Origin of the sequence: Bacillus sp. GBSW19, from assembly GCF_002998655.1 — a bacterium.
Classification (GTDB): Bacteria; Bacillota; Bacilli; order Bacillales; family Bacillaceae; genus Bacillus.
This window is the reverse complement of sequence record NZ_PVRF01000001.1, coordinates 926,926-950,720: the sequence shown is the minus strand read 5'-3', so window position 1 is coordinate 950,720 and position 23,795 is coordinate 926,926. Positions and strand designations below refer to the sequence as shown.

The 23,795-nt window shown below is 43.9% G+C and carries 21 protein-coding genes; 13 read left to right on the top strand and 8 right to left on the bottom strand.

Going from position 1 to position 23,795, the window contains the following annotated elements:
- Positions 1 to 31 precede the first annotated feature (31 nt).
- Positions 32 to 634 (bottom strand): undecaprenyl phosphate transporter UptA, encoded by a 603-nt coding sequence (gene uptA, locus C6344_RS05030; protein WP_060596501.1) that lies wholly within the window; start codon positions 632 to 634, stop codon positions 32 to 34.
- A gap of 357 nt (positions 635 to 991) precedes the next feature.
- On the opposite strand from uptA, the gene C6344_RS05020 reads away from it, so the two are divergent.
- Both C6344_RS05020 and C6344_RS05015 read left to right on the top strand, forming a co-directional pair.
- Positions 992 to 1,222: an excisionase family DNA-binding protein gene (locus tag C6344_RS05020; RefSeq protein WP_034660863.1), complete on the top strand. Its 231-nt coding sequence runs from the start codon at positions 992 to 994 to the stop codon at positions 1,220 to 1,222.
- A 79-nt stretch (positions 1,223 to 1,301) separates the two neighbouring features.
- The gene (locus tag C6344_RS05015) at positions 1,302 to 2,291 is read left to right on the top strand and encodes a hypothetical protein (RefSeq protein ID WP_223250437.1); all 990 of its coding nucleotides are present in this window, start codon (positions 1,302 to 1,304) and stop codon (positions 2,289 to 2,291) included.
- A 12-nt stretch (positions 2,292 to 2,303) separates the two neighbouring features.
- Here the strand turns inward: C6344_RS05015 and C6344_RS05010 are convergent, their stop codons facing one another.
- The 6 genes from C6344_RS05010 to C6344_RS04985 form a co-directional block, all read right to left on the bottom strand.
- Positions 2,304 to 3,404 carry a Ger(x)C family spore germination protein gene (locus C6344_RS05010; protein ID WP_066030803.1) on the bottom strand — a complete coding sequence of 367 codons (1,101 nt, stop codon included), beginning with the start codon at positions 3,402 to 3,404 and terminating at the stop codon, positions 2,304 to 2,306.
- Positions 3,401 to 4,501, bottom strand: a complete 1,101-nt coding sequence (locus tag C6344_RS05005; RefSeq protein ID WP_060596498.1) for a GerAB/ArcD/ProY family transporter — start codon at positions 4,499 to 4,501, stop codon at positions 3,401 to 3,403. Before C6344_RS05005 ends, C6344_RS05010 begins: the two co-directional genes overlap by 4 nt.
- Before the next feature lie 12 nt (positions 4,502 to 4,513).
- Positions 4,514 to 6,001 (bottom strand): spore germination protein, encoded by a 1,488-nt coding sequence (locus C6344_RS05000; protein ID WP_106072799.1) that lies wholly within the window; start codon positions 5,999 to 6,001, stop codon positions 4,514 to 4,516.
- 73 nt (positions 6,002 to 6,074) lie between these two features.
- Positions 6,075 to 7,418: a (Fe-S)-binding protein gene (locus C6344_RS04995; RefSeq protein ID WP_106072798.1), complete on the bottom strand. Its 1,344-nt coding sequence runs from the start codon at positions 7,416 to 7,418 to the stop codon at positions 6,075 to 6,077.
- Positions 7,415 to 8,824 (bottom strand): glycolate oxidase subunit GlcD, encoded by a 1,410-nt coding sequence (glcD, locus tag C6344_RS04990; RefSeq protein WP_106072797.1) that lies wholly within the window; start codon positions 8,822 to 8,824, stop codon positions 7,415 to 7,417. The genes C6344_RS04995 and glcD overlap by 4 nt, the downstream gene beginning before the upstream one ends.
- Positions 8,825 to 8,901: 77 nt before the next feature.
- A complete protein-coding gene (locus tag C6344_RS04985; RefSeq protein WP_060596494.1) occupies positions 8,902 to 10,035 on the bottom strand; it encodes a CdaR family transcriptional regulator in 1,134 nt (377 codons plus the stop codon).
- A gap of 125 nt (positions 10,036 to 10,160) precedes the next feature.
- Here C6344_RS04985 and C6344_RS04980 point away from each other — a divergent pair, with 125 nt between their 5' ends.
- Positions 10,161 to 10,739 carry a branched-chain amino acid aminotransferase gene (locus tag C6344_RS04980; RefSeq protein WP_106072796.1) on the top strand — a complete coding sequence of 193 codons (579 nt, stop codon included), beginning with the start codon at positions 10,161 to 10,163 and terminating at the stop codon, positions 10,737 to 10,739.
- Positions 10,740 to 10,763: 24 nt separating this feature from the next.
- Here C6344_RS04980 and C6344_RS04975 read toward each other — a convergent pair whose 3' ends face one another.
- A complete protein-coding gene (locus C6344_RS04975; protein WP_060596492.1) occupies positions 10,764 to 11,534 on the bottom strand; it encodes a DeoR/GlpR family DNA-binding transcription regulator in 771 nt (256 codons plus the stop codon).
- A 122-nt stretch (positions 11,535 to 11,656) separates the two neighbouring features.
- On the opposite strand from C6344_RS04975, the gene C6344_RS04970 reads away from it, so the two are divergent.
- The 10 genes from C6344_RS04970 (at position 11,657) to C6344_RS04925 (ending at position 23,768) form a co-directional block, all read left to right on the top strand.
- Entirely contained in the window at positions 11,657 to 12,463 is an 807-nt protein-coding gene (locus C6344_RS04970) for a tyrosine-protein phosphatase (RefSeq protein WP_060596491.1), read from the top strand.
- Between the two features lie 24 nt (positions 12,464 to 12,487).
- A complete protein-coding gene (locus C6344_RS04965) occupies positions 12,488 to 14,026 on the top strand; it encodes a glycoside hydrolase family 10-like protein (protein ID WP_060596490.1) in 1,539 nt (512 codons plus the stop codon).
- Positions 14,027 to 14,168: 142 nt separating this feature from the next.
- Complete coding sequence (locus C6344_RS04960; protein ID WP_106031129.1) at positions 14,169 to 15,311, top strand: acyl-CoA dehydrogenase family protein; 1,143 nt, start codon at positions 14,169 to 14,171, stop codon at positions 15,309 to 15,311.
- 42 nt (positions 15,312 to 15,353) lie between these two features.
- Positions 15,354 to 16,991 carry an AMP-binding protein gene (locus C6344_RS04955; RefSeq protein WP_106071673.1) on the top strand — a complete coding sequence of 546 codons (1,638 nt, stop codon included), beginning with the start codon at positions 15,354 to 15,356 and terminating at the stop codon, positions 16,989 to 16,991.
- A gap of 8 nt (positions 16,992 to 16,999) precedes the next feature.
- A complete protein-coding gene (locus C6344_RS04950) occupies positions 17,000 to 18,349 on the top strand; it encodes an acetyl-CoA carboxylase biotin carboxylase subunit (protein ID WP_106072795.1) in 1,350 nt (449 codons plus the stop codon).
- Entirely contained in the window at positions 18,346 to 18,561 is a 216-nt protein-coding gene (locus C6344_RS04945) for an acetyl-CoA carboxylase biotin carboxyl carrier protein subunit (protein WP_034660850.1), read from the top strand. The genes C6344_RS04950 and C6344_RS04945 overlap by 4 nt, the downstream gene beginning before the upstream one ends.
- 11 nt (positions 18,562 to 18,572) lie before the next feature.
- Complete coding sequence (locus C6344_RS04940) at positions 18,573 to 19,481, top strand: hydroxymethylglutaryl-CoA lyase (protein WP_106037286.1); 909 nt, start codon at positions 18,573 to 18,575, stop codon at positions 19,479 to 19,481.
- A 14-nt stretch (positions 19,482 to 19,495) separates the two neighbouring features.
- Positions 19,496 to 20,278, top strand: a complete 783-nt coding sequence (locus C6344_RS04935; protein WP_106031132.1) for an enoyl-CoA hydratase — start codon at positions 19,496 to 19,498, stop codon at positions 20,276 to 20,278.
- A gap of 18 nt (positions 20,279 to 20,296) precedes the next feature.
- Positions 20,297 to 21,820 (top strand): acyl-CoA carboxylase subunit beta, encoded by a 1,524-nt coding sequence (locus C6344_RS04930; RefSeq protein ID WP_106072794.1) that lies wholly within the window; start codon positions 20,297 to 20,299, stop codon positions 21,818 to 21,820.
- Between the two features lie 13 nt (positions 21,821 to 21,833).
- The gene (locus C6344_RS04925; RefSeq protein ID WP_106072793.1) at positions 21,834 to 23,768 is read left to right on the top strand and encodes an AMP-binding protein; all 1,935 of its coding nucleotides are present in this window, start codon (positions 21,834 to 21,836) and stop codon (positions 23,766 to 23,768) included.
- Positions 23,769 to 23,795 lie beyond the last annotated feature (27 nt).

The following is a 23,795-nucleotide window of genomic DNA, read 5'->3' as shown; positions in this document are numbered from 1 at the left end:
CTTTCACCCGATCAGTGGAAGGCGTTTTTCATTAGATTGTCCGTTTTCGGTTCGTACGAATTTTTTTGATGACGAAATAGAGAACGATCAGGACGATCGCAATGGCCATAATAGGGGTTGTATAAGCGTGAGCAACACTTTGAATGTGATCCCACTTTGTCCCAAGCTGCATACCGAGATAGATAAATAAGATCGACCAAGGGATGGCAGCTAATCCTGTCAAGAGGACAAATTTCAAAAAAGGCATTTTGGCAATACCTGCTGGAATGGAGATGGCGTGGCGGACAACAGGAATAAAGCGCGCTGTAAACACCACACCGGTTCCATATCGGTCAAACCAGCGCTCTGCAGTTGCGATATGGTGTTCATGGATGAATAAGTATTTTCCGTACTTTGTTAAAAAAGGTCTTCCGCCATAAAGACCGATCCAGTATATAAAACACTGTGCGAGCGTACCTCCGATGACGCCAGCGATAACAGCTCCAACAAAACCGATTGTTCCTGTTGACACCATATATCCGCCATAAGCAAGAACAATTTCGCTCGGAATGATTTCAATCATCAGACCTAGTGCTACACCTACATAACCAAGGCTTGTCAGCCAGGTTAAAATTTCATTGAACAAGGTTCCCATTCATTTCACTCTGCCTTTAAATACGAATTTTCTTCAAGCATCCTTATAAAAGCCTATGCTTGTTTTGCTTTTCTCATGAGTATGCTTTCCGCTTACCTCCCACGGCTAAACCGAAAGACGCCTCATGAATGCCTGGCTTTTCCACCAAGTCTGTGACGATAAACTCTCGTCTAGCAAACTTTATCATACCATATTTGCTTGTACCTAGACGATCTACTTGCTGAACACTTGTTATGTGAAGAACTATCATGATGTCAGTGGTCAAAACAGTAAAGAAAATATGAACAGGCTGCATCCGTTTTTTTCAACAGATCATGATATAATTTGTTAGATGAAACGAACGGGTGGTGCACAAACATGTATTTAACAATCGCAGAAACAGCTGAATACTTAGAAGTAGCTGAAGCGTATATTGAGAAATTAATCCAGCAAAAAAAGATCCGCTATGTATTTGACGGCGAATCCTATCTGATTTATCAAGGACAGTTTCAAACGCATATGAAGCAGCTTGAACAATACAAAGAGCTCGTCCAAGAGATTTTAAATGAACCGATTCCTGAAGATCCAGATGTAAAGGACGAAGATTAGAAAACATTGTTCTTTTCACATGATTCAATGATGACAAATATAAAAGATCATACATATGCAATAAAAGGAAGTGAATGGAGTGGAAAAAGCCGCTTTATGTGAAGCCTGTCAAAAAAACGCAATGAATGTAGTAGAGAATTCTGATGAGCCGAAACAGCCTTATCAATTATGTCATCCGTGTCACAAGAGACTACTCAACTATTCATTACGACCTATTGAATGGTATAACTTAGCCGTTCTCCATTCTCCTAAACAATTTTTACTGCACGATGACTTTTATGGAGAGGACGGACAGGCTTTCCAATTAGAGGATGATGTCATCGTCACCAAAGAAGATAAAGCACCCACATTACAAGACGTTCGGCAAGATTTGGCGTCTTTATTAGACTTTTCAATCACTAGGTGGTTTCTTGAGGGTGATGTCATCGATGCTCTGAAACAGCACGATGAGAAAAAGATCTTAGACTCTGTTCAAAGTCGGTTTGATGAAACTCGGCATGTCGAAGTGAAATCACGAATGATAGAAATCGCGGCTGATGTTTTAGGTACATCTGCCGCTGGGTGGGTTAGGGAACTTTTGGATCAGGCTGACGAAGAATTTCTTTATCCACTTTCCTGGGCAGCAGCCAGCAGCCTGCCAGAAGATGAGGGTTTACAACATGTGATAGAGAAATTGAAATCGATCAGTGAAAAAGAATTGCCGACAGCTGCTTTTATCTGCCTGTACCGTTTCCGTTCTTACAAAATCATGGATTGGATGGAGTCTGCCTGTACCCAATTTCACGATCATTGGGGAAGGCTGGCAGCCGTAAGCTGTCCAACCTGGGATAGGATGAAAACATGGCTCGACAAAGGAAGACCTTTCAGCTTAATTGCACTGGATACAATGGCAAACTGCGCTAAAGGGAATAGACCAGTCCTTGTGGAACAATGTTCACCTAAAATCCTTAGAACAGATAAAAATGAAGTAGAGAACACTTTAAATGACTATCTTCAAAAAGATCGCGTGCCACGAGTCAAAATGAAAGTGTCTAAAATAATGAATAACAAAGAAGACATTTTCGAATAATTTTTCACTCATTTATTGACTGACACCGGTTTGAACAATTTTCATATGGCATTTAATTTGTACATCCGCATCAGGATAGATTTCCTGCCATTTTTCTGGTGTCATTGCTTTGTCTTTTGATCGATACCTCAAACCCAGCCCAAGCGGATCTATGTTTTGCTTTTTAAAGGACTGAACAAGGTCTTGTCCTTGCTGAGCGACACGTTTTTCAACTTTTCTTTCAACATGGTCCAATATAGAAGGTTTATCAATTTTTTTGGACTTCATAAATTCTTTTAATTCACCTTTCAGCTTGATATCAATCGTGATATGAGGCTTTTTTGTTAGGTTTTTCGTTGGTTTGATCTGGTAAGACACATGTGATTTGATATTTTCAATGACGACATGGGTCTTTGCTTGATCATCCAATTGAAACTCGTAGATGCCATTTTTATGATTTTCAATCATCGCTTTAAATGTGAACGTTTCTTCTCCAGGGATATGACCCACCATTTTTTCTTGATCAAACAGAGCGACTCCTGTGACCTTGATGGCATTGCTTGTTTTTTTGATGTAAGGGAGGTAAGCATCGACCCCTTTTGCCAGCATCTGATTCATAAAAATATGCTGATTGGTCACAGGTTCATTGCCATTTCGCATATTTTGGGTTAACAGATCAGAGAGATACACGCCAATATTCAAGTTCGTTTGATTCATTTTTGTGTATAATAACTCTTCAACTTCTCCGCCTACAATCGCAAACACTTGGCGTGAACCAATGATAGGATCACGATAAATGTAATTCATTAAATCGATCATGCCGACTTCTTTTGCTAATTTTTCACTGATTAAAATAACGAGCACCTGGCCCATGACCACTGGAAAAGGTGATTTTTCTGACACGAGAAACTGAATATTACTAATGGTGTTTGACCTCGCACTTAATATTTGATAACTTCCTTGCTCTTCACTTTTAAAGACAGGGAAGACGAAGAAGCCCTTCATTTCGCCATCTTCTACTAAATCAAATCCTGCCGCTTGAGAGATATTTAATTCATCTAAAAGGCGAGGCTGTGCACAGCTAGTTAACAAAAGACTAAACAACATGAGACCCATGAGTATATAACGTTTCATGCTCGTTTTTTCACCCACCTTTTTTTCAGCATCAGCCCAATGACCATACAGACAATCAATCCATATATAAGAATGTATCCGCTATATTCCACCCATTGATTAAAGGCTTCAAAAGAGGTTGCCCCGGCAAAAAACGAAAACATGACCAAAATGAGGATGCTGAGACAGATTAAAGTGACGCGCTGACTCGTATGAAATACTTGTTTCGCCATTCGGCTCGCTGCCCATAATGGAATGGCGATATTTGGAATGATCAGAAGCAGCCAGAGGGACACTTCAATAAATTCAAAGCGCTGGATAAAGGGAAGTTTCACAATACTTGTTAACGTTAATGTCGGCCATTTTGTTAATTTGAGCTGAGCACTAGAGTAATACGCAATGGAGACGAGAAAGACAAGTAAATTTAAGCATGTCGTGAATAATGCCCCCATGTGGGCAAATTTTTGTGACGTCTGTGCTTGTTTAATAAAGGGATAATAGACAAGCAGCGTGCCAAAACCAAACATGGATAAGGAGGCATCTTTGACGCCCATTACCAGCTGCGAAAATGTATGATCAAACATCGGAAACATGAAGCGAATGTGACTATATTTCATGACATAAAAGCAAATAAACGTCATCCAATACGTCAGTACAATGCTAAAAAATGCCCATCCAGCAATGGTTCTAAAGCCGCCGGTATGAATGTAATACACAAGCAGCAGCAGTACAGACGCAAACAATAGACCAGGAATTTCTTTAAACAGCCATACATGGATCACATCCATATAGTGGACGAGAACGGTCAACGACAAAGAAGCAAAATATAAGATATAGAGTATGTTGAATAATTGCCCAATCCATTTGCCAAATACGTATTGCGTGATATCACCAAATTCATCCGAAGGGGCCTTTCTAAACATCAAGTACATCAGAAAGATCATCACATTGACGCTGATGCCAGAAATAAGAATGGCGATCCATCCATCATTATTCATAGAACGAACAAGGTTTGTTTGAAAGTTTAAAATGCCGACACCTACTTGATTGGCATTGATGAGAAAAAACACAAAAAAAGGGGAAACTTGAAATTTTTCTTTCACAGAAGAAGAACTCATGCTTTCACTTCCTTATTCATAAAAATCATTTTTCCCCTTACGGCCTTGCTTAGGCTTTTGCCGGTGAATCGTTTCATTTTGCGGGCGTAAATTTTCCGGTCTTTTATTCAAAAAGCGGAGCTGAGGACGAATCAAGCTACCCTTTAAATCCGTCAGACGCAGCGGAAAAATAGGCTCTAGATACGGCCTTCCAATAGACGTTAATTTCATTAAATGGGTGAGTAGGAAAGATCCCATCACGTTAATGCCTAATGCACCCCAAATCTGTGCTGCAAATAGAAATGGAAATCTCAGCAGCCGAATGGCACTGCCCATTTTGTAAATAGGGGTGACAAATGAGGCAAGAGCAGAAAGGGCGACAATAATGAGTAAAATATTACTTGTTAAGCCTGCTGCCACAGCAGCCTGTCCAATGACAATCCCGCCAACAATCCCGAGCGTCTGCCCGACTTTAGCTGGGAGCCTCGAACCTGCTTCTCTTAGTAATTCAATCGAAATCTCTAAAAATAGGGCCTCAATAATCGGAGGAAATGGAACAAGATAGCGCGAGGACACAATGGTTTCTAATAAATCCTTTGGGATCAGCTCATAATGAAAGGTTAAAACGGCTACATATAAAGGTGTCGCAAAAATGGAGAATATCACTGCAAATATGCGTAACAGCCGAAAGCAAGAAGCCGCCATCCACGACATATTGTAGTCTTCCATTGTGGAAAAATACTCAAGTAAAATAGTCGGGGCAAGCAAGACATGAGGCGATCCATCGACTAAGATGGCAATTTTCCCTTCTGTTAAACCTGACGACACGCGGTCGGGTCTTTCTGTATTTAAAAACAATGGAAAGATCGTATTGGATACATCATAAAGCATTTGAGCGAGGTAATTCGCATCTAAAATCTGATCATAATCAACGTCCTCAATGCGCTGGAGAACGGTTTCGATGTTTTGCGGGTTGGCGATTTCTTCAATATATAACACCGCTACTTTTGTTTGAGATAGCGTGCCAACTGTCTTTTCTGCCACTTTCAGGTTCGGCGTCGGCAGCCGCCGCCTGACCAAATTTAAATTGGTATCCAAAACCTCCACAAATGCTTCCTGGGCACTGATAATGCCAAATTCAATCTCGGGGGGCCCAACTTGTCTGCCTTTCTTTTCTTCAATCGGTATCAGAAGTGCTTTGCCCCAGTCCGTTTCGAGCCGAATGGCCATATTGCCCAGATGAAGGGCTTCTTCCACTTTTTGAAGATCGGTCGTGATGACAGACTGTTCAATGGGGATTCGTTCTTTCAGCTCCTCAAGAGTGGGGGTGAGGTGCAACTCTTTCATGCAGGGCAAAATTTGTTCATGGAGTAGATGACCATTAATTAAAGAACGAAAAAAAGAGATTCGATAAAGAAAACCTTCACTTCGTGACAATTCGTTTGTAAAATCAGAGGAACGTGACAATGCCTCAAATACTGAATTTGGGTCCTTTTGATGTTGTTTGTTTTTCTTCAGCACTTGAATCATCTCCTTCCGCGATTTGCCTCTATTATCCAACTAATTGTCTGAAGATATGCATGAAAAAAAGCGTTCAGCTTGATGAGCTAGACGCTTTTTTTCCATATTGAACGGCTTCTAATAAAAAATCTGCGAGATGGACGGCACGCATGCTGGGCGATTGTCCTGAACGTTTGATACCCGCTGCCATTTGCAAATGACAGCCTGGATTGGACGTGACAATGGCAGCCGCCGCTGTTTGACTAGCTTCTGTCATTTTATGATCTAAAATTTGCATCGACATCTTTGGTTGCAAAATATTATAAATTCCGGCGGATCCGCAGCAGCGGTCGGCATCCTTCATTTCTTTAAATGATACCCCGTGAATCGCCTTCATCAGCACCCTTGGCGCTTGCTCTACACCCATTCCATTTCGTAAGTGACAAGAGTCTTGATAGGTGATGATCTGCTCTGGCAAGGCAAGCGATGTACGCCGGTGAAACTTAAGCTCCACGAGAATATCTGATATATCCGTGATTTTATTTGAGAAGGCTTCACCTCGCTTTTGAAAAGCCGGATCATCCTTTAGCAAATGATCATAATCACTTAAAAAGGCACCACATCCGCCCGCATTCATGACAATGGCATCTGCCTCAATCTCCTCAAATGCTTCAATATTCCGCCTTGCTAACTGTTTCGCTTGCTCCTTTTCTCCGCTATGGCCATGAAGTGCACCGCAGCAAGTCTGAACAGGAGGGACGACAACGTCACAGCCGGCCAGCTGCAAAAGCTGGATGGTCGCTTCGTTTGTGCTGGAAAAAACGGTGTCCATTAAACAGCCAGTAAAAAAGGCCACACGCTTTCTTGCCGTGCCAATGGCTTTGTATTCTAACGCACGGCTTTTTTGTTGACGCGGCACCTTTGGAAGGGCCTGCTCCATCAGCTGTAAATGCGGCGGAAGCACCTTTAGCATGCCAGACTTGCGGGCGGCCGTTTGCAGACCAGAGGTTTGATAAAATCGCAGAAGTCCAGCCGCTTGACGCATTCGGCTTTGTGAAGGAAAGAGTCCTTTAAACACAACACGTCTCACAAATTTGACAGGAATAGATTGTTTTTTGTGCTGCTGAAGGATGTCTCTCGCATCCTCAAGTAAACGTCCATATTTGACGCCGGAAGGGCAGACCGGTTCACATGCACGGCAGCCAAGACAAAGGTTCAGTGAATGTTCGACATCTTCATCCGGCTCAATCACGCCGTCTCTCACCGCCTTCATTAAAGCAATCCGGCCGCGGGGAGAGTGAGTTTCTTGTTGACCGGATTCAATATAAGTAGGGCAGGAAGGGAGGCAGAAGCCGCAGCGCATGCAGTTGAGCAGCTCCTTTTCATCCATTTGCTGCTGAAAGTTTTGCTGAATCTCTGATTGTTTAGAGGAATTCATGAGACCACCACCCGCTTTCTTGCTGCTTTTCCAAACACCTTATCAGGATTCATGATATTTGCTGGATCTAGCGCTTGTTTGATTGCTTTCATTGCAGCGATTCCTTCTTTTTTGACCTTTAGCTCTAAATAGGGGGCTTTCATCAGACCCACGCCATGTTCACCCGTAATGGTGCCGCCAAGGGAGACTGCTTTTTCAAAAATGGCCTGAAAGGCTTCTTCGACCCGCTTCATTTCTTCTTCATTTCTTGCATCGGTTGCACAAGTAGGATGTAAATTCCCGTCACCTGCATGACCAAATGTACAGATTTTCACTTCGTACTCTCTCGCAATGTCTTCGATCGCCCGCACCATGTTAGCAATTTCAGACCGGGGGACTGTAGCATCTTCTAAAATCGTTGTGGGGCTTAAACGGGCGAGGGCAGATAAAGCGGCTCGTCTCGCTGTTAAAAGGGCACTTGCCTCTTCTTCAGAATGTGCGATATTTACTCCTTTTGCACCGTGCTGCTGACAGACCTTTGCGATGTTCTCTATATCACGGGAAACGGCCTCAGGGTTGCCGTCCTGTTCGATTAATAGCACCGCTTGAACGTCAGTCGGCAGGCCGATTTTGGCAAAGTCTTCGACGACTTTCAGTGTCGGCTGATCCATAAATTCTAATGTGGCGGGGATAATACGCTCTGCAATAATCGCCGAAACTGAAGCGGCTGCTTCCTCTAGGCTTTCATATAAGCAAAGCATCGTTTGTTTGGTTTCTGGAAGCGGCAAAAGCTTCAGCGTGGCTTCTGTGACAATTCCGAGCGTTCCTTCTGATCCAACAAATAAACGGGTCAGATCATATCCGGCCACGTCCTTTGCGAGCTTGCCGCCCGTTTTGATGATGTCACCGTTTGGCAGAACCACTTCAAGTCCAAGTACATAATCTCTCGTCACGCCATATTTTAACCCCCGGAGACCACCTGAATTTTCATTAATATTGCCGCCTAACGTGGAGATTTTCATCGAGCTTGGATCTGGTGGGTAGAAGAGACCTCTTGCCTCTACTTGGCCAATAAGTTCCTGTGTGATCAAACCAGGCTGGACCGTTGCGGTGAGGTTTTCTTCGTCTATTTCGATTAATTGGTTCATTCTTGTAAACAACATCACAAGTCCGCCTTGTGTAGGACAGGTTCCTGCACAAAGGTTCGTTCCTGATCCTCTTGGCACGATCGGCACCTTATATGAAGCGCAGAGCCGGACAATTTGCTGGATGTCCTCAGCCGCGCGCGGGCTTACGATGACATCTGGCATATGCTGAAAATTAGGTGTTGCATCATAAGAGTAGGCAAGCCGATCGGCTTTACTGTCTTGTACATAGGGCGCCCCGACAATCTTTTTTAATTGACTTAAAAATTCAGAATTTAACATGCGCATTCACTCCTACTGATTAGACATACCGTTTCTTTCAGTATAAAAAAAGAATCGCCTCATGCCTATGGACGATTCTACAAAATATTGGGCTGTTCGCCTCGTTTATTTGGATGATGATCTAATAGCATCAAGGCTAAATAAAAGAGCATCGCATCTTGCATGCGTTTTGGATCAAGTGTCGTTAAATCTTGGATACGTTTTAGTCTGTAATGCAGTGTATTGATATGTACGTGCATCGCTTCCGCGGTATACTTCAATGAGTAATCTGATGTTATGAGTACACGCAATGTTTTCACTAGTTCAGGGTAGGGGAGAAGTGGGGCGATCGTTCGATCAAGGAACACTTCTTTTGTTTCCTGACTCACTTCTTCTATAAAAAGTTCAAGTGTTAAATCCTCATCAAACACAATCGGTGTATCCACATTCGCCAATTTTAAGGCACGAAAGGCTTGATGAAAGGATTGCTTCATCATATGTCCAGCTGCTGGTTTTCCCGCACCTATCAAAACCTTTGACGTGGAACGTGAGGTGAGGGAAGCATGGATGTGAAAAAGACGCTGCTGCAAGGTATCACGATCATTTGCCGAGGTTTGCAGCATGAGCAAAAAGCGGGCATGTCCCCAGCGAACGATCATTTCCTGACTTGTGAGATGCAGCATTTCCTTTACTTTTTTGTATTGATCCTGCTTCATAAACGATTCATCGTGACAATCAATGAGGACGACGATACGCTGCTTGTTGACATCAAGCTGAAGCCGCGCTGCTTTTTCAGTGAGATTGATTGCTGTCTCTGGCAGATGAAGCCAGTCGAACACAAACGCTTCAAGCTGCCGTTCATCGGTTTCCGTTTCTAGAAAAAATTCATGCTCTTGAATAAGCAGTTCGGTCATTTTTCGTAATATTTCGCCAAATGGAGAGACATGGACGGGATTTCCTGTCATCCCAATCACCCCAATGACCTCTTGCTTAAAATAAATAGGCAGATTGATGCCGGCTTTGACCCCTTTCATTTGCTGCTCATCATCCTTTGTGAGGATTCGTTTTTGTCCTTCAAAGGATGTCAGATACGCCCCTTCATGAAATTGACCAATGCGCGCTGGATCTGTTGCCGCAATGATGGTGCCGTTTGTTTGTGCGATGATGATTTCCTCAGTCAGCACTTTTTTGACCTCGTCTACGATTTTTTCTGCCAGTGTCATTGTGAGCAAAACGTACCCCTCCGAGATGTTTCTTTTGACACTATCATACCATCATATGCTGAGTCATATCTTTCTTTTCATGAGTTATGCTAAAATAATAAACGCACATGAAAGAGAAGAAAGGAGACATAGCCATGTCATTGCAAAATCGCTTACAAGATTTACTGAAAGAAGGACAAGCGCTGCCAGACTTTGAATATGACGAAGCGGCGCGCCACAATTGGCCTTTAGAAGGTGCAAGAATAAAGGAAGAGGCACGCTTTAGCGATGTATATATAGAGCGTGTAGACAAAGAATCCGAGGACATGATTCAAACAGAAGGCGCCTCATTTCTAAACACACCGCTTACATATGTAAAACAACATCAAAAAGAATTCATTTATATCGAATCGAAGTGGTTTGATGTGGTGAGAGTCGATGGATTAGCCATTGAATGGGACGAAGTGTTTCAAACGTATACCGTGTTATTCGGTTTAAAACGTCCTAAAAAAGACACAGGCATTCTAAAGGACATGCTGGCTCCATTAAATGGTGCGCAGCTTCAATTTAATGGGCAAGACGGCTTATTCGATGTGAATTTACAGCTTCTTGAGCTTGAGGACATCCACGAAGATATGCCTTTCATTGAAGTCATCTCAGCCGTATACCGTTTTTTATTCCGCATAATCATGCAGCTTGAAATGAATGAATCAAAAAACGGCTCAAATTCCTGAGCCGTTTTTTTGTGATCCATTTATTTACGTCTGCTCATTTGATGAAGGCGTGGCAAACCGTACATCATGCTCTTTTCCATATTGAAGATAATCTTCACTTGGCTGTTTATTCGTGACGACGACATCAAGATCGTGTAAATCACAAAACGTGGTCAAAGCGTAGTGATCGAACTTACTATCATCAACTAATAAAAACGTTTTGGCACTTTTTTCAACAACTGTCTTTTTAATATCCGTTTCAAGTGGGGACGAATTCGTGACTCCGTGATCAATGGATAAACCAGTTGATGCGATAAAGGCTTTATTGACATTGTAAGCTTTCAAACGCTCTACACTTTGATAGCCAACGAAAGAATTCGTTTTTCTCTCAAGCATCCCGCCGGTGGAAAAGATAGTGAGATTTTCATAAGGCATCGCCTGTGTAATAAAATCTACATTATTGGTCACAACGGTCACCTGTTTCTCAGTCAAATAGGGAAGCATCTCAAGTGTTGTCGTACCAGAATCAACAAAAATCATATCCCCATTTTCCACAAAAGCAGCAGCCGTTTGTCCGATCAATTGCTTTTTACTGAGCTGGCGGGTCTTTCGCTCTTGATATACTACTAATGTTGAATGGTTCACAGCGACTCCGCCATATACTTTTTTGAGCACGCCGGATTCGACCAATGCTTGTACATCTCGGCGTATCGTGTTTTTTGAGACGCCAAAATGCGCCACAAGCTCATCAAGTGAGGCAGATTCCCGGTCAAACACATACTCTTTGATTTGCTGAATCCGTTTTGTTTTTATCATGCTTCATATCTCCAATCCATCCGAATCTCCTTTTTCCATTATACCAAATGGCTTCTCTTTTCCCCATCTCAATAAAAGCGTATGATAGAGAAAAGAACGTAACGGAAAGGATTTTCACTTCTATGAATCAATCAAACAACCCATTTTCAAAGCTTGCGAATTTTAGAGAAGTAGGGGGACTTCAAACAACAGGTGAGATGGTGATCAGGCAGGGAATGATTTATCGATCCGCAGATCTATCGCGTCTCACAAAACAAGATATGTTGACGTTCTCAAAGCTTAGGATTCAAACCATTTGTGATCTCCGAACAAGCTCAGAACGCAAATCACATCCGCCAAAAATCAAGGAACACAACAAAATCGTTCATATCCCGATGCAGCCTGACAGTAAGATGCCAAGTAAGTGGACCATGTTTCGTATGCTGACAACTGAAGGGAAATCTCTTTCATTTGCACCGATTATGAAAGATTTATATCAAAGTATGCTCACAGAACGTAAAGAAGAGATTCAGCAGCTGTTCTCGCTGCTTTCAGATAAGAGCAATTACCCGCTGATGCTTCACTGCACGAGCGGTAAGGACCGGACAGGCTTTTTATCTGCCCTCATTCAATTAGCAGCAGGTGTACCGATGCCGGCCGTTTTAAGTGAATATATGCGTTCCAATGAAGGTGTGAAAATGCTTGTCAGAAGGCAGCAGCGATTTGTCCGCATGATGAGTTTATACCGGGTGTCAAAAGAGCAAATTCAACCGCTTCTCGGTGTGCAGCAAGATTATCTGGAAGATGTGCTAAACGAAATGATGGACACATACGGAAGTGCAGAGCGGTATTTAATCGAGGCTTGCGAAATACCTGAAGCTCAGCTCAAGGAAATGAAAAACATCCTGCTGACACCATCTGCTGGCATTCGATCTCAAAAAGCGGAATAAACTGAATATGAGGTGATGCAAAAAATGCTGAAAAAAATCAGTATGACGTGTCTAACACTAATTTTGATGTTTGTATTCTTATTGATTCCTTCTAGCAGTCTAGCTCGTCCAATGCCAAAAGGGAAGCTTGAAAGCACAAGAGAGATGCGCGCGGTATGGATCGCATCGGTTTATAACCTAGATTGGCCTTCAAAGAAAGGACTGCCTGTCAAAGAGCAGAAACAAGAGTTTATTCATTTGTTAGATGAGATCAAAGCGATGAATATGAATGCCGTGATCATGCAAATTAAACCGACAGCAGATGCCTTTTATCCTTCGGCATACGGCCCGTGGTCCGAATATTTGACCGGCACGCAAGGGAAAGATCCCGGGTATAACCCGCTTGAATTCATGATCGAAGAAGCTCATAAACGCGGGCTCGAATTTCACGCTTGGTTTAACCCGTATCGAATCACAATGAATCATACCGACCTCAGCCGTTTATCAGCCGATCACCCTGCAAAAAAACATCCAGATTGGACTATTGCGTACGGTAATCAGCTTTACTACAATCCAGGCATTCCTAAAGCTCAGGAGTTCATTGTCGGCAGCATAGAAGAAGTCGTGAAAAACTACGATATTGATGCAGTGCATATGGATGATTATTTTTACCCGAATAAAATAGCCGGTGTGCCGTTTCCAGATCAAGAAACGTATGAAACATATGGAAAAAAGGCATTCACGCATATAGAAGATTGGCGAAGAGATAATGTGAACCAATTGGTCAAGCAAATCAACGACACCGTGAAGAAAGTAAAGCCGTATGTGAAGTTTGGTATTAGCCCCTTCGGAGTCTGGCGCAACATAAAGGATGATCCGACTGGTTCAAACACCACAGCAGGGATGACCAACTATGATGATTTGTATGCTGATACAAGAGAGTGGATTCAGCAGCACGATATCGATTATGTCACCCCGCAAATTTACTGGAGCATCGGCTTTCAGGCAGCCGCATACGATGTGCTAACAAAATGGTGGTCAAATGAAGTGAAGGGAGAGCCTGTTCACCTGTACATTGGTCAGGCGACGTATAAAATTAATCAAAACAGTGATCCTGCTTGGTCTGATCCAGAAGAATACTTTCGGCAGATCAAACTGAACAGACAGTCGCCTCTCGTGCAGGGAAGCATGCACTTTAGCCTAAAGGATATCAATCGCAACCCTTTGAATGTCAAAAATCGATTGATAGAAGATGCTTACCGTAAACCGGCTCTCATTCCAGAAATGCCTTGGCTTCATCAGAAAGCGCCAAAAAAACCAATCATTCAATCTATTAAAAAGACAGCAGAGGGTGCGGCTTTACAGATCAAAAATGATCCGCAATCTACCGCATCCTATTACGCGGTCTATCGCTTGACGACGAAAGGAACATATGAATTGCTGCAAACCGTTAGAAAAGAAACCGGCACGCTGACATCTGTCAAAGATCTTTCAGTTCATCAGAATAAGAGTGATACTTACAAAGTAACGGCTCTCAATCGACTTCATCACGAAAGCAAGCCTTCTACAAAAAGAGTGAGATAACGAAAAAGCATGAATGAGGATTTTCTTCGTTCATGCTTTTTTCTATTATTTTTGTTTTAATTTTCTGAATTCAGCCAAGCTTGGCATGAAGCAGCCACTTGATTAATAAATATGATAGAAAAGAGCCAAAGGGGGAAACAAGATGGATTTTGAATTAACGAAAGAACAACAAATGATTCGGCAGATGGTCAAAGAATTCGCCAAGGAAGAAATTGCTCCACTCGCTCAAACCATTGATGAACAGGCCGTATTCCCTGTCCAAACTTTTCAAAAAATGGGAGAACTCGGCTTGATGGGCATTCCTTTTCCAGAGAAATACGGAGGCTCAGGAGGAGATACGATCTCATATGCGCTCGCTGTAGAAGAAATCGGAAAACAGTGTGCCAGTACAGGTCTTAGCTATGCCGCAGCCGTTTCCTTAGGCGCAAGCCCGCTTTATTACTTCGGTACAGAGGAGCAAAAGATGGATCACCTTGTCCCGCTGGCATCTGGAACAGCACTCGGTTCCTTCGGATTAACAGAGCCAAATGCAGGATCAGATGCAAAAGGGACGAAAACAAAAGCGGTCAAAGACGGACAAGAGTATGTGATTAGCGGGGAGAAGTGCTGGATCACAAATGCCAATTTTGCCAGAACCATTATCGTCACCGCTGTCACGGATCATGATGAGAACGGCCGCCCGATCATCTCCGCCTTCATTGTAGAAAAAGGTCAAAAAGGGCTGTCCATTACAAATCCATACGACAAAATGGGGGTGCGCGGTTCAGATACGGCTGAAATCATTTTAGACAGCGTACGTGTACCAGCACATCATATATTAGGAGACCCAGCCAAAGGCTTCAAGCAATTTTTATATACATTAGACGGGGGACGCATATCAATTGCTGCCTTATCTGTTGGTATCGCGCAAGCTGCACTAGATGCTTCTCTCTCCTATGCAAAGGAAAGAAAGCAATTTGGGCAGACCCTCTCGTCCTTTCAAGCCATTCAATTTAAACTGGCAGATATGGCGATGCAAATAGAACTTGCTCGTCAAATGGTGTGGAAAGCCGCTTGGCTGAAAGATCATGGAAAGCCATTTACAAAAGAAGCTGCCTATGCCAAGCTTTTCGCTTCGGAAATGGCCACAAAAGCAAGTCTTGATGCTGTCCAAATTCACGGAGGAACAGGCTACATGAAAGAGTGCGGGGTAGAACGGCTTGTGAGAGATGCCAAGCTCATGGAAATCGGAGAAGGCACCTCTGAAATTCAGCGTCTAGTCATCGCGAGACAACTGCTATCATAACCCTTTTATGAAAACGCTTACCACTGATGGAGGAGGAAAATCATGATGTCGATTCATCCACAAACGATCGGCTCCCTATTAAAAGAGAAAAAGGAGCAGCACCCAGCACATGAAGCCATTGTGTATCCAGAACGTTCATTACGTTATTCATACGAAGCGTTTTTTAGAGAGGTCAAGGAAACAGGGAAAGGTCTTATGGCATTAGGGGTTCAAAAAGGGGATCATATCGCCATCATGGCACCTAATGTCCCTGAATGGCTCATGCTGCAATTCGCCTGCGCCTCCATTGGAGCCGTTCTTGTCACCGTGAATACGAACTTTCAATCACAAGAACTCGCTTACTTACTAAAGCACTCTGATAGCAGCATGCTGTTTATCGTTGACGGGTTTAAAGAGACATCATATGTCAGGATGCTTGAAAACCTCATTCCAGAGCTTCAAACAGCTCATCAAGACGAGATCACTTCATCATCATTTCCATATTTAAAAAGTGTTGTATATATTGGCGAGCACACGCCAAAGGGCATGCGCAGCTGGGACAGTATTCAAGCTGCTGCTAAAAGAATGGAGGATGATGCATGGGAGAAACGAATGGATGAGCTGGCGCCTGATGACGTTATTAATATGCAATATACCTCTGGCACAACCGGCTACCCAAAAGGCGTCATGCTCAGCCATACAAACATCGTCTGCAATGCCAGTCAGATCGCAGATTGCATGAAGCTCACCCATGAAGACCGCATGTGTATCCCCGTGCCGTTCTTTCATTGCTTTGGATCTGTTCTTGGCGTACTTGCTTGTCTCGCAAAAGGAGGCACGATCATTCCAATTGAATCTTTCCACCCAGAGCGAGTCCTTCAAACAGTGGAACAAGAGAAGTGCACTGTTCTTCATGGCGTCCCGACAATGTTCATTGCAGAGCTTGATCATCCGAATTTCCACCAATACGATCTGTCCACATTACGAACAGGCATTATGGCAGGATCTCTTTGCCCATCCCATGTGATGAAAGCAGTCATTGAACAAATGGGCCTGAAGGAGCTCACGATTGCCTACGGTCAGACCGAAAGCTCACCTGTCATTACCCAAACAAGAACAGATGATTCATTTGAAAGGCGGGTTCAAACAGTCGGTCGGGCACTTCCTCACATCGAGGTAAAAATCACCGCCCCAGGTACGCCGGATGAAGTACAAAGAGGAGAACAAGGCGAGCTGTGTACAAGAGGCTATCATGTGATGAAAGGCTACTATAAAAATGAAGAAGCCACAAATGAAGTCATTGATGAGGACGGGTGGCTTCATACAGGGGATTTAGCGGAGATGGATGAGGATGGCTATGTGAAAATCACAGGACGGCTGAAAGATATGATCATTAGAGGCGGGGAAAATGTTTATCCAAAAGAGATTGAAGACGTTCTTTATACGCATCCAGCCATTCTTGATGCACAGGTCGTTGGTATTCCTGACGAGACCTATGGAGAGGAAGCCGCCGCATTCATTCGGCTCAAACAAGGTCACACAGTGACGATTGAGTCATTAACCAGCTATTGTCAGTCACAAATGGCTCGCTACAAAATTCCAAAATATTTTTTCATCACAGACGAGTATCCGATGACCGCATCAGGGAAGATTCAAAAATTTCGTCTAAAAAAACAGGCGCTTGATCTAATAAAGGAGTGAGGGCAGCGATGTTCAAAAAAGTACTCATTGCGAATCGAGGCGAAATTGCTCGTAGAATTATTCGGACTTGTAAAAGGCTCGGGATCAACACCGTGGCTGTTTATTCAGAGGCAGATCAGCATGCGCTTCATGTGCAAGAAGCAGACAGCGCCTATCTCATTGGAGGCGCGAAAGTATCTGAAAGCTATTTAAACATGGAAGTGATCATCGAGGTTGCCAAGCAGACAAATACAGATGCCATCCACCCTGGATATGGCCTTTTATCAGAAAATGCGGGCTTTGCTGAACGCTGCCGCAGCGAAGGAATTATTTTTATTGGACCATCCGCACAGGTCATTCAGCGAATGGGGAATAAAATTGAAGCGAGAAAAACGATGGACCATGCGGGGATTCCCATTGTACCAGGCGTTTCAGCCCCGCTCCATGACGCAGAAGAAGGAGTCAGTAAAGCCCAGTCACTCGGTTATCCGATCATGCTCAAGGCATCAAGCGGAGGCGGGGGAATTGGCATGCAGCTTGTGCGAAATGACGAGGAGCTGCATAAAGCTTTTGAAGGAAATCAAAAAAGAGCGCAAAATTTTTTCAACGACGGGACGCTTTATATGGAAAAGGTCATTGAAGACGCGCGGCACATTGAAATTCAGGTCCTCTTTGATTCCTTCGGCCATGGGGTTCACTTATTTGAGCGCGACTGTTCACTCCAAAGAAGACACCAGAAAATCATCGAAGAAGCACCTGCCGCCTGTCTCGATGAATCAGTGAGACAACAGATGGGACAGATGGCCGTCAAAGCAGCCAAAGCCATTGGCTATGAAAATGCAGGGACGATTGAATGTTTAGTCGATCAAAACCAACAATTTTATTTTCTAGAGATGAACACGAGATTACAAGTAGAGCACCCTGTCACAGAAGAAATTACAGGTATTGATCTTGTCGAGGAGCAGCTGAAAATCGCTGCATCAGAGCCGCTTTCCTTCATTCAGGAGGATATTCATCAAATTGGGCATGCCATCGAGGTCAGAATCTATGCGGAGGACCCCGTTACCTTTTATCCGTCACCAGGAACAATCACTCGGCTATTTATGCCAGAAGCTCCCTATATACGCCATGAATCAAGTGTGACAAGCGGGAGCGTCATTACCCCATATTACGATCCAATGATTGCGAAGATGATCGTTTACGGTGATACACGAAAACTTGCAATAGAACGATTAAAAAATGCGTTACAAGCATATGAAATAGAAGGGATCAAAACCAACTTACCGCTTTTAAGGGAAATGGCTGGATCTTCTGCTTTCTTACATGGCAGCATCACAACCGATTTTCTCATGAAAAAAAGGGAGGGGAACCGTTCATGAAAATGGTCACGATACAAATGGCCGGAAACTTATGGAAGCTTCTTGTGAAACAAGGCGATGAAGTGCAAAAAGGACAGGAGGTCGCTATCTTGGAATCAATGAAAATGGAGATTCCAATTGTTGCAGAAGAGGCTGGTGTCATCAGCAAAGTGTATAAGGCAGAGGGGGAATTTGTCGATGAAGGAGAGGTCCTTCTAGAGCTGACAGAATAGGAGGGAGCGAGATGGCATTACCAAAGCGTGTACTTATCAGAGAGGTCGGCCCGCGGGACGGACTGCAAAATGAATCCACTTGGCTGGACACAAGCGAGAAGCAAAGGTGGATTGAACTGCTCACAGCAGCCCGGCTCCCTTATATTGAAGTCACCTCATTTGTTCATCCTAAATGGGTCCCAGCCTTAAAAGACGCCAAAGAGTTAGCTCAATCCTTACACAAAAATGACAACATCACCTATGCAGCACTCATTCCTAATGAAAAAGGCTTGGCTCACTTTTTTGAAGCAAATCTTGACGCAGGCGCTATGTTTATCTCTTCGAGTGAAACACATAACAAAAAAAATATGAATCAATCCATCCACGAAACACTTCCTGTCATCAAACAAATGACAGCTGATTTAAAAGCAGCAGGAAAGATCACGCGCGTATATATTTCTACCGTGTTTGGCTGCCCTTATGAACATCAAGTGCCAATGGATCAAGTTCTGCGGTTAACGGATATTCTGCTCTCTTATGGCATTGATGAAATATCACTCGGCGACACCATTGGAGAAGCCCATCCGCTTCAAGTAGAAAGGCGATTAGACATTTTACTTGAACGTTTTCCTGCTGATAAAATCGCTCTACATTTTCACGATACGAAGGGGATGGGTCTTGCCAATATTTATACGGCATTAAAAGCGGGAATCACAACATTTGACTCCTCTAGCGGCGGGCTTGGTGGCTGCCCATATGCACCTGGCTCTAGCGGAAATGTCGCGACAGAAGATGTAGTGCATATGCTTCAAAAACTAGGAATTAAAACAAATATCGATTTTCCTGCATTGATAAAAGCGGCAGAATGGATCGAAACAAAAGTAGATCGAACCCTGCCTAGTCATTGTTTACGTGCTTTTCACTCTCATACTACTTCATAAAGGATGAATGTGACATGACATCATTGGTTAATTTTATGATACAAGATGAACGGATTGGGATCATGACCTTAAACAGGCCGGAACAAGCGAATTCCCTATCCGCTGCGATGCTTGAGGAAATCAATCAAATCATTCAAGAAATCAAACACGATGAAAGCATCCGCTGTCTGCTCATTACAGGAGCTGGTTCTAACGTTTTTTGCGCAGGAGCTGATTTAAAAGAGCGACGACTGATGACAGAAGAAGAAGCAAAAGCGGCGGTTCTGTCGATTCAGCAAACCTTTACAGAAATTGACTCCCTTCCTGTGCCTGTCATTGCCGTGATGAATGGACACGCACTCGGCGGAGGCCTTGAGCTCGCACTGGCTTGTGATCTCCGCATCGCACGAGCCGGAGCAAGACTCGGCCTGCCAGAAACTGGACTAGCCATCATACCAGGAGCCGGAGGAACCCAGCGGCTTCCGCGCCTGATTGGACTCGGTAAAGCAAAAGAACTGATTTTCACAGGTGGTTCATTACAAGCTGAAGAAGCCATTCAAATCGGGTTGATTGAGCACCTCTCTTTAGCAGATTCTCTTATGGATGACGCCATTTCTCTCGCAAAACAAATCGCCAAAAACGGTCCAATTGCTTTAAAAGAAGCGAAACAAGCGATTCAAATGAGCCTTGATCATGATTTACGTACAGGTCTGATGAAGGAATACGAAGCCTATGTACGGCTCATTGATACAGAAGATCGAATGGAGGGACTTCAAGCTTTCCAAGAAAAACGAACGCCTCATTACCGAGGCAACTAGCAAGAAAGGGGAATGGGCATGATCGAAGAATATGAAGTGAAAAAACAGCGGATTGTAAAAGGAGGAGCCGAACAATACCATCAAAAAAACAAAGAAAAAGGAAAATTGTTCGTCCGTGATCGGCTCCAGTTGTTATTAGATGAGGATTCTTTCATTGAGGATGCCATGTTTGCCGAGTGTAAAGATCAACATTTACCAGCAGATGGGGTTGTCACAGGGACGGGGCGGATGAATGGGCAAACGGTTTGCGTCATGGCGAATGATTCTACCGTCAAAGCTGGATCATGGGGCGTCAAAACGGTAGAAAAAATCATTAGAATCCAAGAAACAGCGGAAAAGCTCAACTGCCCGATGCTGTATTTAGTCGATTCTGCGGGTGCAAGAATCACCGATCAAATTGCCATGTTTCCAGGCAGAAGGGGCGCGGGACGCATTTTTTATAACCAGGTGAAGCTGTCTGGACGTATCCCGCAAATTTGTTTACTATTTGGTCCTTCTGCAGCAGGAGGTGCTTACATTCCTGCTTTTTGTGACATCGTCGTTATGGTCGAAGGGAATGCCTCGATGTATTTAGGCTCTCCGAGAATGGCCGAAATGGTGATTGGAGAAAAAGTATCACTAGAAGAAATGGGCGGGGCAAACATGCATTGCAGCATATCAGGATGTGGTGATATTTTAGCCAAAACAGAGGAAGAAGCCATTCAAATCGCTCGCGACTATTTAACCTACATGCCTGCCAACTATACAGAGAAACCAAAACGGGCAGCCGCAAAAGCACCTCAGCCATCTGAAATGACCATCCAAGACCTTATCCCTAAGGGGCAGAATACCCCTTTTGATATGTATCAGCTCATTTATTTACTCATTGATGAAGGGTCATTTTTTGAAATCAAAAAACTGTTTGCCGCGGAGCTGATTACAGGCTTTGGCCGCATGAATGGTCAGCCTGTTGGTCTTATTGCCAACCAGCCTAGGGTGAAAGGCGGGGTGTTATTCCATGACTCAGCTGACAAAGCCGCCAAGTTTATTCAGCTATGTGACGCCTTTCATATCCCGCTCCTTTTTCTTGCGGATATACCGGGATTTATGATTGGAACGAAAGTGGAACAAGCTGGCATTATTAGACACGGGGCGAAAATGATCTCCGCTATGTCAGAGGCAACCGTTCCGAAAATATCGGTCATTGTGCGTAAAGCATACGGTGCAGGTTTATATGCAATGGCAGGGCCAGCGTTTGAACCAGACTGCTGTCTTGCTCTTCCATCAGCGCAAATTGCTGTCATGGGGCCAGAAGCGGCTGTGAATGCTGTCTATGCGAATAAAATTGCCGAGCTGCCTGCCGAAGAGAGAGCTGCATTTATACAAGAGAAACGTAAGGAATATCAGGAAGATATGAATATATATGAGCTTGCCTCTGAAATGATTGTCGATGGCGTCATCCCGTTTGACCACCTGCGAGCTGAGCTTTGTCATCGATTACAAGCCTATTCCTCAAAAGAGATGACATTTACAAGACGAAAACATCCGGTCTATCCGGTCTAAAGGGGGCATCCTTATGATGAACCTGAAACCAGCATGGGTACCGGAAGAGCAGAAGGTCAAACATACACGTCTTTACAAATGGATGCACTCACTTGGTTTTTCTACTTATGATGCATTCTACAAAGCTAGTATCGAGCGTACCGATTGGTTTTGGAGAGAAGCTGAAAAGGCGGTCGGCATCAAGTGGAAGGTGCCGTATGAAGCCGCATTAGGTCAAGATTCATTCATGTGGCCGAAGTGGTATAAAGGCGGTCAACTAAACGTGACCGAAACGGCCGTGGACAAATGGGCAGAGAACGAAGAGACCCAGCATCAGCCAGCCGTGATTTGGAGAAATGAAGTTGGGGCAGAGAGGAGATGGACGTATCTCGACCTTCAGGAAAAGGTTAATCGCCTCGCTGCTGGTTTTTTGAAGAATGGCCTTCAAAAAGGAGATGTGGCAGTCATTTATATGCCGATGCTTCCTGAAACGGTCGCTGTCATGCTAGCCTTTGCAAAAATTGGTGTCATCTTTAGCCCCGTCTTCTCCGGATATGGAAGCGAGCCTCTTGCCGTGCGTATTCGTGCGTCAGGTGCATCCATTGTCGTCACAGGCTCCGACATGACGCGACGCGGGAAGACGATCAATATGCGGGAATGTGCAGCAGAAGCCATCGACAAAACCACGACCGTCAAAACCGTCATTGTACACACCTCCTCTGATACTGAATATGAAGGAGATATTAGGCTAAACGATTTGTTAAAAGAAGATCCGATAAGTGAAACGACCTATCTCACAAATGAAGAGCCTCTCATGATCTTATACACTTCTGGAACAACCGGTACGCCAAAAGGAGCTGTCCATACACACGCAGGCTTCCCTGTAAAAGCTGCTTTTGACGCCGGTCTTTGTATGGACGTTGCAAAAGGAAACCGTTTGTTTTGGCTCACAGACATGGGCTGGATGATGGGGCCATTTCTCGTCTTTGGCGGCTTGATCAATGGAGCTGCAATCGTTTTATATGACGGTGCACCCGATTATCCAGATGAACAGCACCTCTGGTCATTCATCCACGAGCAAAAAGTCACCCATTTTGGACTTTCACCTACTTTTGTTCGGTCTGCGATGCAGCAAAACCTTTCAGGTATTCAGCTGCCGCATGTCAAAACCATCATTTCTACAGGTGAGCCGTGGAATGAAGCACCATGGCAATGGCTTTTTGACAAAATCGGTCAAAAGCACATTCCGATCCTAAATTATTCAGGGGGAACAGAGGTCTCTGGCGGAATTGTAGGAAGTACGCTGCTTCGCCCAATCAAACCAGTCCTTTTTAATGCGGCGATCTTAGGAATGGCGGCAGATGTATATAATGAAGCAGGTCAGAGCGTCATAAATGAAGTAGGAGAGCTTGTTGTGAAAAAGCCATGGGTCGGCATGACATGTGGTTTTTGGGAAGATCCGGGGCGATATGAAGACACGTATTTCAGACGATTTGATGGGGTGTGGACACATGGGGATTGGGTGATGCAATCAGCGGATGGCACATTCCATATCACGGGCAGATCGGATGATGTCATTAATTCAGCAGGAAAACGTGTCGGTCCAGCAGAAATTGAATCCATTCTTGTCGGACATCCAGCCGTACACGAGGCAGCTGTAATTGGGGTAAAGGATGAGGTGAAAGGGGAGGTACTCGTGTGCTTCATCGTGACTAGCTCACAATCTTGTGACGAAGCAAAACTGATTCGAGAGCTCAAAACACATGTTGGTTCACACGCGGGAAAAGCGCTCATGCCAAAGGAAATTCATCTCATTTCAACTTTACCGAAAACAAGAAACGGAAAAATCGTCCGGCGTTTATTAAAAGGAGCCTATGAACAGCAGCATTCACTAGATCTTTCTTCTTTAGAAAACCCTCATGTGTACAAAAGCATTTGCGAATACTTGAAACGGAAACAGAATCCATAAAAAAAGACAGGAGAGTGTCCTGTCTTT